This window comes from Sphingobacterium sp. SG20118 (genome assembly GCF_044740685.1).
GTDB lineage: Bacteria > Bacteroidota > Bacteroidia > Sphingobacteriales > Sphingobacteriaceae > Sphingobacterium.
In genome coordinates, this window is the sequence record NZ_CP172826.1 from 1953580 (window position 1) to 1972186 (window position 18607).

Here is an 18607-nt window from a genome sequence, read left to right on the forward strand (position 1 = left end):
GATTAAAAAGTAATGTTCGCACCTAGGTTAAAACGTTTGACAGTAGGGTAGGCGCCTTGTGAAGCCCATCCCGTACCTGCATAGTTAGACTCTCGATCATCGGGCATCTTGGACCAGAATAAGAGATTATGACCATTGAGGAAAAGGCGGATATGTTGAAATCCCATACGACGTATAAAATTGTTTTCAGAAGTCAAGTTATAGGCAATTTCTGCGGTCTTTAGTCTGATATATGATCCATCGTACATAAAACGGCTCCCTGGCGTATAGTTACTTGGGGTGGCAAGCCAACGGGGTAAAGGCACATCGGCACCTGTTTGGTCCTTGGACCAATATGATCCTTCGTGATAGGCTAAATTACGTTGTCTTTCAAAACTGTTTAATACGACCTGACGGGTTACATTGTTCACACCATACCATTGCGTCATGATGCTGAAATTTTTCCAGTCAAATCCGACCGTTAAGTTGTACGTGTTTTGTGGAGTAGAAGGGTAGGCATAGGGAATATTATCTTTCGTATCGATCAATCCATCGCCATTGTAATCCAATATATGATAGTTACCAGGTAGTTTATTCCCATCATTATTATCGTGAGAGGTACTTGCATATAAATCATCCCAGGTATTATAATATCCAGCACTGACATGGGTATAGGTTTGACTAATTTGCTTATCGTTGAGTTTTTGATATTCGGGTAATAATTCAGGACTGTCTCCTTCTATAACCTTATCTTTAGCATGTGTAAAGTTCATATCACCCCATAAGCGCCAATGTTGATTAATAGTTTTACTGATCTTTAATTCTAATTCATATCCTTTATTGGTTACGATTCCCAAATTGGCTGCAGGTGCTGCTACGCCAAAATAATCGGGTATTGCACGATTATTTCCAGTGATCAACACATCGGTCCGCTTGTCACTGAATACATTCACCTGACCTGAAATGACTCCTTTAAAAAATGAGAAATCGGTACCAAAGTTGAATTTTCTTACTTTTTCCCAACGTACATTCGGGTTACCTAGCTCATTTTCTCTGTACCAAATATAGGTACTGCGCTCTGGAGCCTCTCCAACAGTTCCCATATGCGATTGACCGCCATATGACCATTGGGTCAAGTATAAGTAACGTCCATTAACATTGTCATCTCCAATATCTCCATAAGAAGCACGAAGTTTCAACATGTCTATAAAGGAAATATTTTTCATAAAATTTTCTTCAGATAGTAACCAACCTATACCTCCAGAATTGAAAAATCCAAATCGATAACCGCGGGCAAATTTTTCAGATCCGGTATAAGCCCCACTGTAATCAAGCATATACTTTCCTTTATAATTGTAGGTCGCACGGAATACCCAGTCTTCACGATAAAAGGGCTGTATACTTCCAGTAGCATATTGATTTCGGTTAAACAGACCCATAGCTGTGATGTTATGATCGTTTGCTATTCGAGTGGCATAATCCAATTGCAACTGGTAGAACAGACGTCTATATGTCATTCCATTATTTACTGCTCCCGATTGTTGAGCCCAGTTGATACCTTCTACAAAATCAAATCGGCTGCCATCTATATTTTGCCCGTAGACGGCTAATCCTGTTTCTGGATCAATCCATTTACTTTGTACATTATTATAGAGATCGTTAACTCCTCTTCCAGCCTCGACAAATGTATTATCGAGCGATATGCTTCCTCTTACTTTCAAACCAGCGACAAACATTTTGAGATCTTGTTCTAATATAAAATCTGAAGTTATTTTACTCGTAGTTGTCAATTCTACTCCGGATGTTGCAAGTGCCTGTGCCGAGTTTATACCTACTTGTGAATCAGGTTTATAAAATCCCCATGTGCCGTCTGCGTATCGTGGATAAATGACGTCAGGAGGTACTGTATAAGCGGCGATCCAATAGCTGTAATCATTTCCACCCCCCCAAGGGCTTTTTCTTCTTCCATGCGATCCAGCCAGATTTGCTGAAAATTTGGTAGTTGGGGTGAGCTGAAAATCTAAGTTAGACCGCATGTTTAAGCGGTTAAAACCGTAACCGGGTTTGTAACCGCGATTATTATCATTTTCGCGAAACATATCACCTTCGTATAAATAATCGGCACTAGCAAAGTATTTTACAAAATTGGTACCTCCCGCAATGTTGAGATTGCTATTTTGTGAGAATGCATGTTTCTTGAATAGTTCCTCAGCCCAATTGGTGTTGACATACCGCTCTCTTTCTTCCAAATTGATAGGGAAGCGGTATCTGTCGATGAGGTTTTGAGGTTGGTATGAAACCCAACTGTTGGGAGATAGTGCCAATTCGTTTTCGATGACACGATTGCGCAGCATCATGGCATCGTATGAATCCATTTTTCCGGGCAATTGGGACACTGTTTTTATAATATTGTTCACTGTACCTCGTACGGAAGCTTTCCCTTCTTTACCTCTTTTAGTGGTGATGAGAATAACTCCGTTGGCTCCTCGTACACCATATACTGCTGTAGCAGTCGCATCTTTTAATACCGATACGGTTTCAATCGAACTGATATCGACACTGCTCAAGGGACGTTCTACCCCATCCACCATTGTTAATGGATCGGTATTGTTCCAAGTACTGCGTCCGCGAATCACAATACGTGGATCCTCTTCTCCTGGCATCCCGGTACTCGCAGTAGTGACTACCCCAGGGACATTACCGGTCAATGCCGCACCAACACTGGCTACACCGCCAGCTCTTTCTAACACCTTTCCCGTCGTTTGCGTCACAGCACCAACAACAGTTTCCTTTTTCTGTGTGCCGTAACCCACCACAACGATTTCATCTATATCGATATTGGCACTATTGAGTACGATTTGTAATTCACTTTTATTATTAATATTTACTTCAGTTTTATTGTATCCTATTTTGGATATCACTAGGGTATTACGATTATTAGGTACTTGAATTGAAAAAGCACCATTCATATCTGTTGAAATTCCAGTTGTTCCGTCTTTGACTTTAATGGAAGCATTTTCAATAGCTTGTTTTTTTTGATCAACGACAGTTCCCCGTATTTGTCTTAACTCTTGTGCGTATAATGGAGTTGTTCCGAGCAATAGGAGTAGCAATGCTATGATATGAAGCTGGAGAATACCCCATGGTTTTTTCTCATACCAAATGAGTCTGATGGTATATTTAATCATCATAATTAATTGTTTGGATAAATTGGTTTAAAATCATAAATCGGTTTGCCCCATTTTAGGGCATTGATAAGTGGTGATAGCTACTTATCATAATTGGCTTCTAAGTACTGTTTTGTGCCCTCATAATCATTTATTAATCTAATTGGTTTTTAAATGCCATGCATATAGTTTCCAGCTGTTCATTAGGTAGGTTAGATCTAATAACAAATAGTGAAATTTATTTTTGGCGGTTGGTTTATAATTACTAATTCAAAACTAGTAGAAGTAATATTCTTGTTGAGGTAAGAATGTTCAAATGATGAGTAAGTATGTTTAAAATTATATCTCTACTAGTAAATATTGCTTTATTTTCGATAATTTAGGCTAATGGTTATACTTTAGTAAAGTGAGCCACCAACCTTAAGTAGCTAACTTACTAAACTTAAATATGTTGAATTTATTCCGATGTAGAATTATAATCATTTTTCTTATTTTTTGTACATTTTCTAACGCACAAGAATTTCCTCTTTCATTTGAGCATTTTACTATAAAAAGTGGTCTATCTTCAAATACTGTTTTTAGTACCTATAGAGATAGTTATGGTTTTTTATGGGTTGGGACTGAAGATGGGTTGAACAGATTTGATGGAAATACTTTTAAAGTTTACCGTTATAATGCCGATGTCGAGCCTGGATTAAAATCCAATCATATCACAGCGTTATGCGAAGATGCTGCTGGACGTGTTTGGATAGGTACTAATGGAGGAAGTTTAAGTTATTATGACCGTAGATTGGATAAAATTGTAAGTTATGATAAGCATGCGGATGGTAAATGGTTAAGTACAGCTATAACAACCATTAATACAGATATTGCTGGTAATATTTGGGTTGGTTCATACGGAGGATTATTTATCATTAATGTCAAAGATATTCACAAGCCACTTGATGCACGTTACATAAATATTGAGAAAAAGTTTCTTAAAATGACTTCCAGATATATCTTTAGGGATAGTCAGGGACGCATGTGGATTGCTGCAGAAAATAAGATATATCAGTTTACGTCGAATTTGAAAGAAAGTAGAAGCTACCCTGTTCAACACCTTTTGAAATCTGATAAACAACTATTAGAACTCACTTGTATTGAAGAGGATGAGCAGAAACGTATCTGGGTTTCTACTCTCGATGGACTCGTTTATAAAAGTGATAATGAAGAACAATTTTCTTTATTCCAAGCGTCAGTTGGAGTCCAATTAGGCAGCAAGCGTATATACAGTATTGCTAAAGATATGAAAGGCGGACTTTGGATTGGCACCGATAACGGATTAGGCGTATTGAAAACAGAAAATTTTGAACTTAATATTTTTAATAGAGACCCTCGAAATGTTAAAAGTATAAGTCATAAATCCATCCGATCTATTTATCATGATAAATTTGGAATATATTGGGTAGGGACACTTCATGGAGGGTTAAATAAATTTGATGTCAACATTAATCAATTTAATCTAAAAACTATAGACAATCTTGAAAACGGGAAAAAAGAAATCAATATGATTACTTCATTCTTACCTTATAATAATAATGTTGTAGTGGGTACAGATGGTGGAGGCTTGTATTTATATAACCGTAGTTTGGATAAATTATCAACCATTCCAACAGGAGATAAAGATATGATTGTTTTGGCACTAAAAAATGGTGATCATCAAGAAGATATTTGGATGGGCACTTTTGGTAAAGGGGTGATAAGGTATAATTTAGAAACAAAATCTCGCACACATTATCTGACAGGGACAGGTAAAAACCAACTTAATAATAGCGAGGTTTTTAGTTTAGAAAAAGATATATATGGTGATATGTGGGTGGGTACAAATGGTGGTGGAATTAATGTGATACAAGTTAAGGATGGTATTATCAAAAAGTTCCGTCGCTCTGACAAACCCAAAGTAGACGAGATCAGTCCTTCTACAGATTACATTCGTGCTATAAAGAGAGATAATAAAGGTCAAATGTGGGTAGGTACATACGGAGCCGGTATTTTTGTCTATAACTCATTTACACGCAAAACAATATACTATGATAAAACTTCAAATGGTTTGCCCAATAATTATGTACTTTCTTTGTATACAGATAAATTAGGGAATATTTGGGCTGGTACTAATGGTAATGGAGTAGGGCTATTACAGCAAGGGAGTGATCAGTTTAAAACTTTGTCGGAGGAGGAAGGTTTGATTAATGATGTTGTGCAGAGTATTGTTGAAGACGATTTTGGAAAAATGTGGTTTAGTACAAATAAAGGCGTAAGTTGTTATGATCCATTGCAAAAAACATTTAAAAACTATTCTTATTCTGTAGGTTTACAAGAAGGAGCTTTTATGAAAGGAGCAGGACTAGCATTATCAGATGGTGAGGTGTATTTTGGAGGTCAAGAAGGGTTTAATCATTTTTATCCTAAAAATCTGAAAGTCAACAATAACACATCCAAACCAGTTTTAACAGAGTTAAAAATTGATAATAAGATAATCGTACCTTCCAAAGGGAGTGCCTTATCGGAATCCTTAGTGACTGCGCAAGAGATAGAACTAAAATATAAGCAGAATTTTTCGATTGCATTTGCAGCATTAAATCTAACTGTATCCGAAGACAACCAATATGAGTATAGATTAAAAGGATTTGACGAAAATTGGATTAAAGCAGGAAAAGAGCATGTTGCTTACTATACCAATTTAAATCCAGGAGAGTATATTTTCGAAGTTAGAGCCAGCAATAATGATGGTGTTTGGGACGAAGATATCAGGTCTATTAGGGTGTATGTTGCCCCACCTTTTTGGTTAACAGGTTATGCATTTGTAATTTATGGCATTTTGCTTTTATCGGGGTTATATTGGCTAAAGGGTCGAGGCGTGCGGAAACTAAAACAAAAGTTTATCCTGGAACAGGAGCGTCGTGATGCGGATAATCTCCATCAACTGGATCAGATGAAAATTAAATTTTTGACAAATTTAAGTCATGAATTTCGAACTCCTATTTCGTTAATTACAGGACCAATTGAAATTTTACTAGTTAAAGAAAAAGATAAAGAAACCTCGCAACAGCTCGCACTTATAAAGCGCAATGCACACCGACTGCTCAATCTTGTCAATCAATTACTCGACTTTAGGAAAATGGAAGAGAACGAGCTTAAACTCCATAATACAGAGGCCGATTTAGTGGCATTTGTTAGAGATATGTACGATTCATTTAGTGATATGGCAATCCAAAAGGAGATAAATTATCGTTTTATTACTTGTGAGGATTATGTAATAACAGCTTTCGATCATAATAAAATAGAGCGTATTATTTTTAATTTATTATCTAATGCCTTTAAATTTACTGACAAGGGGGGTAATATTTCTGTTCATATCCAATTGGTGGAAGTACAGGAAGTAGGCGATAAAATAAAAGTGAAAATTGAGATCAAGGATGATGGAATCGGCATCCCAAAAGAATCGCATGAAGCGATTTTCGACAGTTTTTATCAGCATGATACACAGGATAGTATTTTGAATCAAGGATCTGGCATCGGTTTATCAATCGCAGAATCTTTTGTGAAAATGTATGGTGGTGAGATTCTAGTAGAGAGTGAGCCTGGTTATGGCAGTTCCTTTTCATTTGATTTGCTTTTAGAAAAAATGGAGATATCCAAAGACCAGGTTGTGGAATCAGTTACATGTGTAGAACAAAATTTTGTTGATCCCCATATTCGTCTAAGACCGGTGGTATTGATCATTGAGGACGACGATGACTTTCGGGGTTTCTTAAAAAGCAGACTTGATCCATTATATCAAACTTTCGAAGCTGAAAATGGACAAGAAGGTTGGCAAAAAGCATTATTTCATCATCCCGATATTATAATTTCTGATGTGCAGATGCCTATTATGAATGGACTGGAATTGACCCAGAAATTGGTGCGGGATAAACGGACAAAACATATTCCTATTATTTTGTTGACAGCTTCAAGAGTAGATAATGGTTTAGTCTGTGGTTTAGAGTCTGGAGCAGTAGATTATATATCGAAACCATTTGATACCGCAGTCTTATTGGCAAAAGTGAATAGTTTATTGCTCCTTAATCAGGCCTTTAAAGATGCTTACAGCAAACAACTATCATTTGTCTCGCCTGAGGTTGAGGTACGATCTGAAAAGGAAAGGTTTCTGCAGAACGTATTTGAGTATGTTCATGAGAATTTGGATAACCCACAGCTTTCCGTTGAATTATTGAGTACTCATCTGTCCATTAGTAGAACATCGTTGTACAACAGGTTACTTGAGTTTTCAGGAATGAGTCCAGTTGATTTTATACGTTCGGTAAGATTGGAACGAGCAGCCAGTTTGTTAGAAAACAATAGTAATACAATCTCTGAAATTGCATATGAAACCGGTTTTTCGAATCCGAATTACTTTACCAAAGTATTTAAGGCAAAATATAAAATGACACCGTCGGAGTACATACAAGCACAAAAGAATACGGTTAAATAGCTTATTTTAAAGTGAGAGCGATTTGAAATTCTACTTTTAAGTGTTATTAGTCTTTCTAAATTTTAAGAATTAGGGATAAAGAGTATTGTTTTTAAGTTAAGCTGATTAATTAATAACGTGTGTTATGTTCCACCTGGCTGGTTTTTCTTTTGGTGATCTGTCGCAGACTATATTGATGGACACATTGGGAACGGTCGTGAGTTATGTGAACAGTAGGTAGTTGGTGAGGTGGAGCCATAATATCGTTGAAAGGTATAAGCTTATCTTTAAAATAGAAAAAGGAGATACAGCTTGTATCTCCCTTTTTTATAGATAGACTTGTGTCTAGCGATGACTGTAGCTACTCTATTTACTGGCAGGAATGATCGTACTGTAAATGATCTTTCCTTCATGGTCTATGCACTGTGCCTGTACTTGTTCTTGATTGACGGCGAAATACATAAATCCATAAGTTGAGGCTTCAAATTGACTATAGGTCAAACCGTTTTTTACAGGGGTGATTTCAGAACCACTACCGGATATGAACTGATGGAAAGACTTGTCCTGTACTTTGAGGTGCTGCATCGAATGTTCGTGACCAGAGAGGTAGAGAGGGATACGATGTTTCTCTAACACGGGTTGAAGGACTTTCCTGATGGCTAATGTATCATAGTTTTCCGTTCTTGGCCCCGCGGTATACATGGGGTGGTGTCCTACCACAATCTTCCATTTGGCATTTGATGATTGTAGTAATCCATCCAACCATGCGAGTTGTTTTTCGGGTTGTTGGCCGGCCACATGTGGTCCATATTCGCTATTCTGATAGAATTCTGGAATCAATGGGTTGGTGTCGATAAAGGCAATCAATACCTCAGCGTTACCCTTAATCTTAAATGTTTTACTATAATAGCGTGCTGGCATTTTCCACCTGCGGCTGATGGCACTATAGCGCACCTGAGCATCTGGATCCGACTTGTAATCATGGTTTCCCAATATGGGATACCAATCCCACTGCAATGAGAAATCGGTATAGATATTTTCAAACGAATAATGCCATAACGGATCGTGCTCACTGACAACCCCTGAAGGGTAAAAATTATCTCCGGTCGAGATGATAAAATCGTTGGGATGTTCGGTAGCCCATTTACCCATTTGCTGAGCCACCTGTACCTGATGGTCGGCGCCATTTCGTCCCCAATCACCGATGGCTAAAAAATGCAGATCGTACTCGTCTTTAAGTGCTGCTCGGCTATTGATGTCTTCACTTTCTATTCTCCTAGGTGCTCCCATGGCCATTCCGGCCAAGGGTACAGCAGCCAGACTTGTAGCCATAGCAGTGCCCAGCGTACTTTTTACAAATGCTCTTCTTTTCATGCTCAACTGTTATTAATATCCGTTATTCTGCGTCCATTTTGTATTTACTTCCATGACCGGTCGTGGAACTGGAAATATGCGTCGGAAACGTTCTGAATATCCTGCACTGTATAAGGATTTGAAACCCCAGTCTTCCTCAAATTTGCCATAACGGATCAAATCGTTTCTACGCCAAGATTCATCTGAAAATTCTCTTGCACGTTCGTCTAGTAGATCTGTTAAAGTGGGTTGCACGGTTAACTTAGGGGCATTGACATAAGCACGTACCTGATTCACGAGTGAAAGGGGAGTTTCACCATTTGTAGGTGCAGCTCCACGTAGGATGGCTTCGGCTTTCATCAATAAAATGTCGGCATATCGAAAGATTGGAACATCATTGCTTTGGTTTCTATTGTTTGCTGCTGTAACGTTTACATCCATGTAAAATTTGACCGATCGGTAGCCCATTGACCTTCCTTTTTGATCATTACCTCCATTGAGGGTCGGTCCTCCATCCGGACGAAGTTTGATTTCTTTTGTCGTTTCCATGTGCCAGTCAAACGTGGCATTTGCATCGCTTCCTGCATAGTCCTGGTCGATACCTTTTTTAGAGGTCTTGATCAAAAGCGGACGGCTTAAGTCTGGTGCATAGTCTGACCAATAGTATTGAAGACCGCCCATGTAAGCGGCATTTCTATCGTCACCTTGGAGATTGAATTTGGCTAGGAAAGTAGGTAATACGCGGAAAGTACCGCCCACACTTTGGGGTAATGGTGCAAATTGATTTTGCCCACTGCGGTGTATCCAGTAGCGTGCATAATTCATTCCTTGCTGTTTTTCTCTGTCGAAAGGCATAGCAAATATGAAATCTTTGATCTGCGGACCATTGTCGGGACGGAATTTTTCCATGAATTTGTGGCTACTCAAATTAAATTGACCCGAGGCAATAATATCATCGCACATGGCTACCACTTGCGATAGTTTTTCATTGGGCATGGTGGCTGTGTAAGTGGCGACATCACTGGTGGTATAGACGGACCAATTGAGGTACAGTTTGGCTAGTAAAGCATCGGCCATATACCGCGTTGCTTTACCATATGTTGCGGCAGAAACTTCTTTCGGTAATCGATCTCTAACGGCTAGAAGTTCGGACGAGATGAAGTTGGCGATTTCAGATCGTGATGATCGATCTGGAATTTGGTCGACTTTGCCCGTGATAAGTGGTGCACCACCAAAATTATCCATCAATATAAAGTAAAAATAAGCCCTCATGGCACGCATGGGTGCGGCTTTCTCACTTTCATCGTCACCGAAAATAGCCAATACGTTGTTCGAGAGGTTGATACCAGACATGGCCGCATTCCAGATATCGGGGAGTATGGCATTGTCGGGTGTCCAATTGTGCACATGGAGTTCGCGGAAACGACCACCATCATAGTAATCTGTACCCAAAGCAAGACTTACTGCCTCGTCTGAAGACAGGGTTTGCGCCATCCAATGGTTGTACCCCAATGCACCTCGATATGCTGCATAGACATCTGCTGAAATGGCTTCTGCGGCTCTTTCTGTGGTTGGGAATTCGGTATATTGCGATTTGATATCCACATCGAGGTCGGTGCAGGCAACGAGTGTTGCTGCAAACGTTGATAGGGTAAATAAACGGATATATTGTTTTGATTTCATGATTAGTTTTTCTGATTAAAAGTTGAAGTTTAGACCAAACAAAATGGTGCGGGTGCGTGGGTAGGTCTGGCGGTTATCAATACCAGGAGTAAGACCTCCAAGATCTACTTCAGGATCTACACCCTTATAGTTTGTGAGTACAAATACATTGTTCATGGAAGCATAAAGCTTAACATTTTTCAATTGACCGCCGATATTTCGGATGTTATAGGAAAGTCCCAGGTTAGCTAAACGAAGGTAACTGCCATTTTCGAGGTATCGGTCTGATAAATAATGCGCATTGATGTCGGTTGCTTTTTCTGTCTCCATCACACTGGCCAATAGATTCTTTTGGCCGGCATTGCCCACTACATTGGAGTGTCGCGCACGTGTCGCATTCATGACTTTATGTCCAAAAACACCTTGGAACATACCTGTTAAAGCGAAGTTTTTATAGGTTATCGTATTGTTCCATCCTAAGGTTATTTTTGGCTGTGCACTGCCCGTGATGGCACGATCTTTATTGGTAGGAGTGATGGTAGTTTCACCCGTGCGTTCTTTTGTTTGTGCATCGCGGACATAGAAGGTAGAGATACCATCTTCATTATAACCTGCCCATTCCCAGGTATAATACTGCCCAATCGGAGCACCCTCCATAAGGCGTTGCTGAAATGCGTTGCTTTGACCTGCGCCACCCAGGTCGGCTAAATCTACGTAGTCTGTCGAAAATTCTTGGTTTGTGATTCGAGTGACCACATTTTTATTATGGGAGGCCACTATTCCGGTGTTCCAGCTTAAATTTGCTGTTTTTATGGGAACCGCATTCAAGGTAAGTTCGATCCCTTTATTGTTGATTTCACCAACATTGGCTGTCAAAGATCGATACAGATATTTAGTGGTAGAGACTGCATAATCATAGATGAGATCTGTGGTGTTTTTATCGTAATACTCCAAAGTTCCGCTCAATCTATTGTTGAGGAATGCGAAATCAATGCCTAGATTGAGCATTCCTGTGCGTTCCCAACGTAGATCGGGATTTGAATTGCGGAGTGCTGCTAATGTGCGAAGATCATTGCCGAAAGCATCGGTGTAGAAACTTGAAGTTGCGCCGTAGACTTGTCTGGCGGTAAACACATCGAATCCTAAAGAGTTGCCACTGACACCGTATCCGGCACGTAGCTTAAGGTCATCGAAGAAATTCATATCTTGGATGAACGATTCTTCGGATAGTCTCCAGGCTCCAGAAATTGAAGGGAAGGTTGCCCATCGGTTGTTCGCTCCAAATGCCGAAGATCCGTCTCGTCTTACTGTGGCTTGAAAAAGGTATTTATTGTTATAAGCATAGTTTATACGGCCATAAACAGAGATCATACGTAGGGTGGAAAGGTAATAATTGCCAAATCCCAATAGATCCACCACATTGGCCATGCCCGGATTATAATAACTTAAACCATCATCGTAATAGTCCGAAGTGGTCAGTTGAAAGCCGTCGTCATTATTGTTTTCTTCCCAGGAATAGCCCGCTAATGCTGAAAATTTATGCAATTCTCCAAATGTGCGGTCGAAAGTCAGGTTCATTTCCATGATCTTGCGCTCGTCTTCTACTGCCGCGCGGATAGATTTTCCATTTTGGTTACGTGCGGCCATGGATATACTGGAGTAGTATTGTGCGTTATTATATTGGCGGTTTTGTAGAGAGAGGTCGATATTATAGGTTAAGCTGGGTAAAATTTTATAACCAAGTTTGGCATGTGCCTGTATCATTTTGGTTTTGGTATAGTTCGTGTTTTCCGCTATTAATGATACTGGATTTACGTATTGCGATCGGTCCGTTTTTTCAAACCAAGCACCCGATTCTGTCCGCACAGGTGATACCGGTAGATAATAATACATAGCATCGTATACACTTAATCCATCGCCAAGTGCTAATACATCATTTTGTTTGGAGATACTGGTATTGATATTGAACGAAGCCGTCAGACGATTGTCTAGTGCTTTGGTCTGTACAAATCCGCGCGCAATCTGGCGCCCCAAGTCTGTCCCTTTAATGATCCCATTATTTTTAAAGGTATTGAGGCTAGCGCTATATTGCGTTGTTTCGGTACCACCGATCAGGGATACATTATGATTATTGGATATACCAGTGCGTTCTATCTCACGTTGCCAATCGGTATCTGCACCTAGGTCATCTGTCGGTTCCATCGAAAATTTGTTATCAGCGATGTACTGTCTATACTGTTCACCGGTCATCATTTCATAGCGTTTAGCAATTTTATCGATCGCTAAATAGCCGTTGTAACTGATGCTTGCCTGTCCAGCTTTGCCTCGTTTGGTGGTGACGATAATCACACCGTTGGCCGCTTTGGATCCGTATATGGCTGTTGCTGAGGCATCACGTAAAACGTCGATCGATTGGATGTCATCTGGTGCTACAAGTGCAAGGGATGCCCCAGGGACCCCATCGATTACATAATAGGGTTCCATCGCTTCACCACTTCTTAAGGTAGAGGCGCCTCGTAAACTGATCGATGGCGTAGCATTAGGGTTACTATTGTTGGTCGATATGGTCAGTCCGGGGACCTTGCCCTGTAACATCTGCGCGGGCGAGGTCATGACTCCAACATTCATATCTTCTGCTTTTACCGTAGTGATGGAGCTTGTCAGATCTTTTCGAGCGATACGACCATATCCGATAACGACTTCATCCAAAGCTGTGGACATAGGGGTTAGCTTGACACTTAAAGATAATGGTTTTCCTGGTTGAACGCTGTATCCGGATAGCGTATCCGGCTGAAAGCCTACAGAAGAAAATATAAACTGATAAGGACCACCTTCTGGCAAGTTGTGGAAGGCGAAAAGTCCTTTTTCGGAAGAGCTTGTTGTGAAAGCCTTACCCGATTCCCGATTAAGGGCCTTGATGCTGACTCCAGATAAAAACTTTCCATTTTCATCCTGTGTTGCTCCCTTTACTTGTTCCTGTTGCGCCTGTGCATAGGATAACCCCGTAGCAAATAGCGCAAAGAACAACACGCTTTTTTTGAATTGGTTCTGTTTGTTAAACATGATTTTATTAGTAATTGATTTTATGGATTTGTAAGTTGATTGTCGACGTCTTCATTTTGACGATAGATGGTAAAGGAATCGTCAGATTCTTGTACATAACGCAGGTTGTTGATGAGGCAGATCACTGCAAGGACATCTTGAATTGTTTCACGCTGTGGATCGATACTGCCTGTGTATTTGATTTTGGAGATTTCTTGGTCGCCTATTTTTATCGCAATATCATAAGTAGCTTGAAGGGTAACAAAAACTTCCGGTAATGGAATATTGTTCAGTTGGACCAAAGAGCGATTCTGTTTATTTTCAATAGGAGTGCTGGTCTTAGCTTCTTTTTTTACAGTACCCATCTGATGCGCTATGATCTGCATACTGGCATCGAATGAAAGTGACTCTCCAGTATTTTTTAAGATGATATTTTTAAAGGTAGGTAGGGCAGCTACCGCGGCAACAACAACTTTTCCGGTGTGCAGCTGTACGGAAGTATAGGTCGATCTGCTACGCGTATCAATGGTAAAGGATGTACCTAAAGCTGTCGTTTTCGTTCCGCTGGCGTATACGCTAAATGGACGGGAGGGATCTTTCTTAACTGAAAAATAAGCTTTTCCATCTAAATAGATCTCACGGTTATGATCAGTGAAATGTTGGGGGTAACGGATGGTACTCTGTGCGAATAACCTGACCGTTGATCTGTCGGGTAAGGTATGTGTTTGGGTGGATGTTTTTTTATTGGTCAATGAGATCCATGTGGTATCCTGCTTGCTATCTGCTTCTTCGTGCTGTTGTACCAAGGTTGGCATAGCGGCGTATGGAGCTGGTTTTATCCAAAGCCAAATACCCAATGATAATAAGAGGAGCACCGAAGCAGCGGCATAATAGGTAAACTGCTTGAGATGACGTTTATTGTTACTCTTATTTTCTTGCTGTTGCGTTTCCTTGTTGATTTCGTCATGAATGTGCTGAGCCATCTTTGTTGAAGGAGCGACTTGATGAGCATCTTTTTCATGGGACTGCCATTCGTAATCTGGAAATAAATCCTCAATAATGGATGGATTTTTCCAGATATACTTTCGTATTAATTGCCTTTCTGGACGGTTATGCTGATTGTTTGTTTTCTTTCTTCTGAACCTCATATTAGCATTACGTGGTCCGGCATGCTTTCCCTAGCTAGTTAACAATTATTTAATCTAACGATTAGGTTAAAATGGAAGTGTTTGTTATGCAAGGTGCTTATTATGAGTCTTATATCTAGCATAAAAATAAAATATTTATTTTTATGCTAGATATGTCTGTGCTTCATTTAGAGCATAATAGAATATAGGTGCTGCTTGAGTTGTAGCAATGCTTTGCCGATATGGTGTTCGACAGTTTTTGGAGAAATGGAGTATAGTTGGGCTATTTCTTTATGTGATAGCCCTTGTTTGCGGCTAAGCTCAAATACGAGACGACGCATTTTTGGCATATTTTCGATATCCTGTTCCATGATCTGCAACAGATCTTTACTTTCAATCGCTGTAATCAAGCTGTCTGTAAATGGCGTGTTTGACGATTCGCCTTCATATTTAAAACGATTGGCTTCTTTTCGGAGAAGATCGATCATGACTTGACGAGCCATACCAAAAATTTGGATATTGATGCCTAAATTCTCGTTCAATTGGCTCCGTTGCTTCCATAATTTGATAAATGTAAGTTGGGTTACTTCCTCAGAAATGTATTCGGAACGGGTTTTTAGTATAATAAAACTATAGATTTGCTGATGATACTGTTCATACACCAGATCAAAAACTTTATGGTTATCTGCTTTAATAGCTTTAATATGTTGCATACTAGAGCAAAGGTATCATGTCCTATCTGATTATTTGTTAAGTGAATATTATGGTTTTGTAAATTAAAATATATTGCACTGGAATTGGTGCTGTTGGAGACGATGATGGGGAAGATGAAAAGAAGCTTAAAGAATCTCCTGATCAAGCAGGTCAAATGCGGGTTAGGGAAGATGATCTATCAGAATCTGATTTGGGCTTATTTAACCTGTTTTTTTGCTTTTCTAAGAAAGTTTATCTACTATCACGGTTCAATAATAAATTAGGTAGCGATGATGTTTAAAAAACTAGTATCTGTAGAGCCACTAAATTTAAATCTGGCAGCAGAAAAGGCACTGCATAATTTTGCCGAGGAGGTCATCATGTATGATGATATCCCATCTTCTACTGCTGAAATGGCCGATCGTATCGGCGATGCTGATGCCGTGTTGATCAGCTATACTTCAAGGCTGGGTAAAGAAGCTTTGGAAGGTTGTCCGAATGTAAGATACATCGGGATGTGCTGCTCTTTATACAATCCTGAAAGTGCCAATGTGGATATTGCTTATGCACAAACGCGTGGTATCGAAGTATCAGGAATAAGGGATTATGGAGATGAAGGTGTAGTTGAATATGTGATTAGTGAGTTGGTACGTTGTCTACATGGTTTTGGAACGATCAATGATGGTGGACCGAGAGCACCTTGGGATGGTGTACCTAGAGAAATAACGGGAATCAAAGCGGGTATCATCGGGTTGGGTAAATCGGGTGGTATGGTGGCTGATGCTCTTAAGTTTTTTGGGGCGGATATTGCTTATTTTTCACGGACGGAAAAGGAGGAGGCTCATGCAAAGGGCTATCGGTTTTTACCTTTAAAACAATTGCTCGAGGAATGTGAAGTGATCATCACCTGTTTGAATAGAAATACGGTGTTGTTGCACCAAGAAGAATTTGAATCACTGGGCAATCGAAAGATCATCTTCAATACGGGATTGTCGCCAGCTTGGGATGAAGCACCTTTTTCGGAATGGATCGATGGCAATAACCGATGTTATTGTGATACATTGATCGCTTTGGGAGATGAACGTTTTCTGTCGCATCCGAATGTCAATTGTATGGAGGTTTCTGCAGGCCGTACTCGTCAGGCGTTTGATCGCCTGAGCGAGAAAGTACTGGCAAACCTGACCAACTATATTAAAACACGATCGGAGAGGTGATGTTGATCAAGGTATTGACCACACTCCAACCGGCTATTTGAGCTGTTGAGCTATAGATATCGATCACCGCGTGGACTTGTTCGTTTTTAACTTCTATACGGTGATTGTCGCCTATAAAATTGGGGGTGGAGGTTACCGATACTTTTATGTTTTCGGGACCAACTGATGCCAATGATGCTGCCACTGCTACGTTTACACTGGTCGGAAATAAGGCGATAGCTTCTTTTGCATTACCGCGGAAGACGGTTCGCTTCTCGGTTTCCAATGTTTCGTCATATACGCTGGATCTGCGTAACGAACGAGGGCTTTTCTCGGTATCAAATGTAGCGACACAATTGCCCATTAAGGCAGCGGTACGCATCACATCGAACCCTCCAATGGCTCCAGATACGAGATGTACGCGCGCATTATTTTCCTTGGCGGTTTGCTTTACTTCTTCGTAAAATTCGGTGTCTGCAAATGCGCCTATGGATAGCGTGATGATGGAAGAACCATTTCTTAAAGCGGGTAGAGCCAATTCGCGCATCGCATAGGGGGAAGCGGCTTCTATGATATAATCGGGCTTGAGGCTGAGGAGTTCTTCTATCGAGCCGCAGACTGTACAGCTATATCCCGTTTTAGCGGAATCTATTTTATCGGCAATAAACTGCGCTTTTTCAACTGTTCTGGAATAAGTCGCCATTAATTTATAATCGGGTAGTAAGCCTCGATTTAATGCTTCTGTAACGATTGTAGCCAATCTTCCACAACCGACAATAGCAAGGGTATATGTTTTCATAATGCTTACAACTTACTGTTTTTTTATGATATAAAGGCAATATGATGATCTTGTTTTAAAGACGGAATTGTCGGCGTACTATTGGAAACGTAAAAGGAGGAGGTACTGACATTGAACCTCCTTTTTGGCTTGGATTTGGTGTTGCGTTATGTGAATGATTACTGGTTATTAATTTAAAAAAGTCAGAACTTGTTGAGGTCATAAATAAATATGAGGTAATCAAATTGCTCTAATTGTTGTTTTTTATTTCCTAGTTTGAAATTTGTTTTATGATTACATTTGCGACAAATTATCTATTTATTATTTTATGAAAAAAATGATATTGCTCCTCACGCTATTTTGTGGGATGTTATCTGCGCACAATGTGTTAGCACAGGAATTGAAGGATTATGTTATCACGATGAAAGGGGATACCATCTATGGTGAAATGGGTTCTGTGAAAAGTAAAAAGGTTTATATGTTGGTTAAAGGTGAAAGAAAAGTTTATTTCCCACTCAGATTTATCGTATTTATAATCACAATACGGGAAAGCACTATGCTACCTCCTTTTTAGGTTCGGGAATGGAAAAGATAAAAAAGTCAAATCCAGAAATGTTTATCATAAGTGAGAAAACAAAATTGAAAAATAAACCTTTATTTAAAGAATTATTGATTGATGGAGAAATAATGGTTATCAATATATATACTTCCCATGATGTAGCCAGTAATTTTATCCATGAGACAGAGAAAGCTAGTTTTTGGAATGATTCAGAAGATTTTTATGCGCAGAAAAGATTAACGGGAGAAATTACAGAATTGAAAACAAGGCCTAGTCTTGAGTTTGAAGGTATGTCAAAGAAAAAACGCAGATTAAATCTAGTTAAAATGATGGAAGATGAACCTGAATTAGTTGATAGGTTTGTGAATGAAGAAAAATTGAATTTTGATCTTTTCTGTAGATATATTAAAGAATATAATGCCATTAAACAAGATAAAAATGCATATGTGCTGGAGATATTCTAAAAATTTTAAATGATAAAGGAGCACTTTCGGGTGCTCTTTTATTTTAGCAAGAAAGTTTCTTGTGGTGCCACCATTGCCATTTCTTGACTACCAATGCTGAA

The 18607-nt window shown here is 39.5% G+C and carries 11 protein-coding genes; 4 read left to right on the forward strand and 7 right to left on the reverse strand.

Annotated features, from left to right (window positions below):
• Positions 1-2: 2 nt before the first annotated feature.
• The gene (locus ACFX5U_RS09130; RefSeq protein WP_400263208.1) at positions 3-3170 is read right to left on the reverse strand and encodes a SusC/RagA family TonB-linked outer membrane protein; all 3168 of its coding nucleotides are present in this window, start codon (positions 3168-3170) and stop codon (positions 3-5) included.
• A gap of 424 nt (positions 3171-3594) precedes the next feature.
• On the opposite strand from ACFX5U_RS09130, the gene ACFX5U_RS09135 reads away from it, so the two are divergent.
• On the forward strand, positions 3595-7656 hold the full coding sequence (locus tag ACFX5U_RS09135) for a two-component regulator propeller domain-containing protein (protein WP_400263209.1): 4062 nt from the start codon (positions 3595-3597) through the stop codon (positions 7654-7656).
• Between the two features lie 345 nt (positions 7657-8001).
• Here ACFX5U_RS09135 and ACFX5U_RS09140 read toward each other — a convergent pair whose 3' ends face one another.
• From ACFX5U_RS09140 to ACFX5U_RS09160, 5 genes are all read right to left on the reverse strand, one after another.
• Positions 8002-9009, reverse strand: coding sequence for a tartrate-resistant acid phosphatase type 5 family protein (locus tag ACFX5U_RS09140; protein ID WP_280568489.1), 1008 nt, complete (start codon positions 9007-9009; stop codon positions 8002-8004).
• Positions 9010-9021: 12 nt separating this feature from the next.
• The gene (locus tag ACFX5U_RS09145) at positions 9022-10671 is read right to left on the reverse strand and encodes a RagB/SusD family nutrient uptake outer membrane protein (RefSeq protein ID WP_280568486.1); all 1650 of its coding nucleotides are present in this window, start codon (positions 10669-10671) and stop codon (positions 9022-9024) included.
• 15 nt (positions 10672-10686) lie between these two features.
• Positions 10687-13713, reverse strand: coding sequence for a SusC/RagA family TonB-linked outer membrane protein (locus ACFX5U_RS09150; RefSeq protein ID WP_400263210.1), 3027 nt, complete (start codon positions 13711-13713; stop codon positions 10687-10689).
• A gap of 20 nt (positions 13714-13733) precedes the next feature.
• Positions 13734-14840, reverse strand: a complete 1107-nt coding sequence (locus ACFX5U_RS09155; RefSeq protein WP_400263211.1) for a FecR family protein — start codon at positions 14838-14840, stop codon at positions 13734-13736.
• 167 nt (positions 14841-15007) lie between these two features.
• Complete coding sequence (locus ACFX5U_RS09160; protein WP_280568479.1) at positions 15008-15532, reverse strand: sigma-70 family RNA polymerase sigma factor; 525 nt, start codon at positions 15530-15532, stop codon at positions 15008-15010.
• 270 nt (positions 15533-15802) lie between these two features.
• On the opposite strand from ACFX5U_RS09160, the gene ACFX5U_RS09165 reads away from it, so the two are divergent.
• Entirely contained in the window at positions 15803-16726 is a 924-nt protein-coding gene (locus ACFX5U_RS09165; protein WP_400263212.1) for an NAD(P)-dependent oxidoreductase, read from the forward strand.
• On the opposite strand, the gene ACFX5U_RS09170 is transcribed toward ACFX5U_RS09165, so the two are convergent.
• A complete protein-coding gene (locus ACFX5U_RS09170; RefSeq protein WP_400263213.1) occupies positions 16704-17504 on the reverse strand; it encodes an aspartate dehydrogenase domain-containing protein in 801 nt (266 codons plus the stop codon). The genes ACFX5U_RS09165 and ACFX5U_RS09170 overlap by 23 nt on opposite strands.
• A 307-nt stretch (positions 17505-17811) precedes the next feature.
• Between ACFX5U_RS09170 and ACFX5U_RS09175 the strand changes: the two genes are divergently transcribed.
• Together ACFX5U_RS09175 and ACFX5U_RS09180 are read left to right on the forward strand one after the other, a co-directional pair.
• Positions 17812-18057, forward strand: a complete 246-nt coding sequence (locus ACFX5U_RS09175; RefSeq protein WP_400263214.1) for a hypothetical protein — start codon at positions 17812-17814, stop codon at positions 18055-18057.
• Positions 18058-18065: 8 nt separating this feature from the next.
• The gene (locus ACFX5U_RS09180; protein WP_400263215.1) at positions 18066-18506 is read left to right on the forward strand and encodes a hypothetical protein; all 441 of its coding nucleotides are present in this window, start codon (positions 18066-18068) and stop codon (positions 18504-18506) included.
• Positions 18507-18607 lie beyond the last annotated feature (101 nt).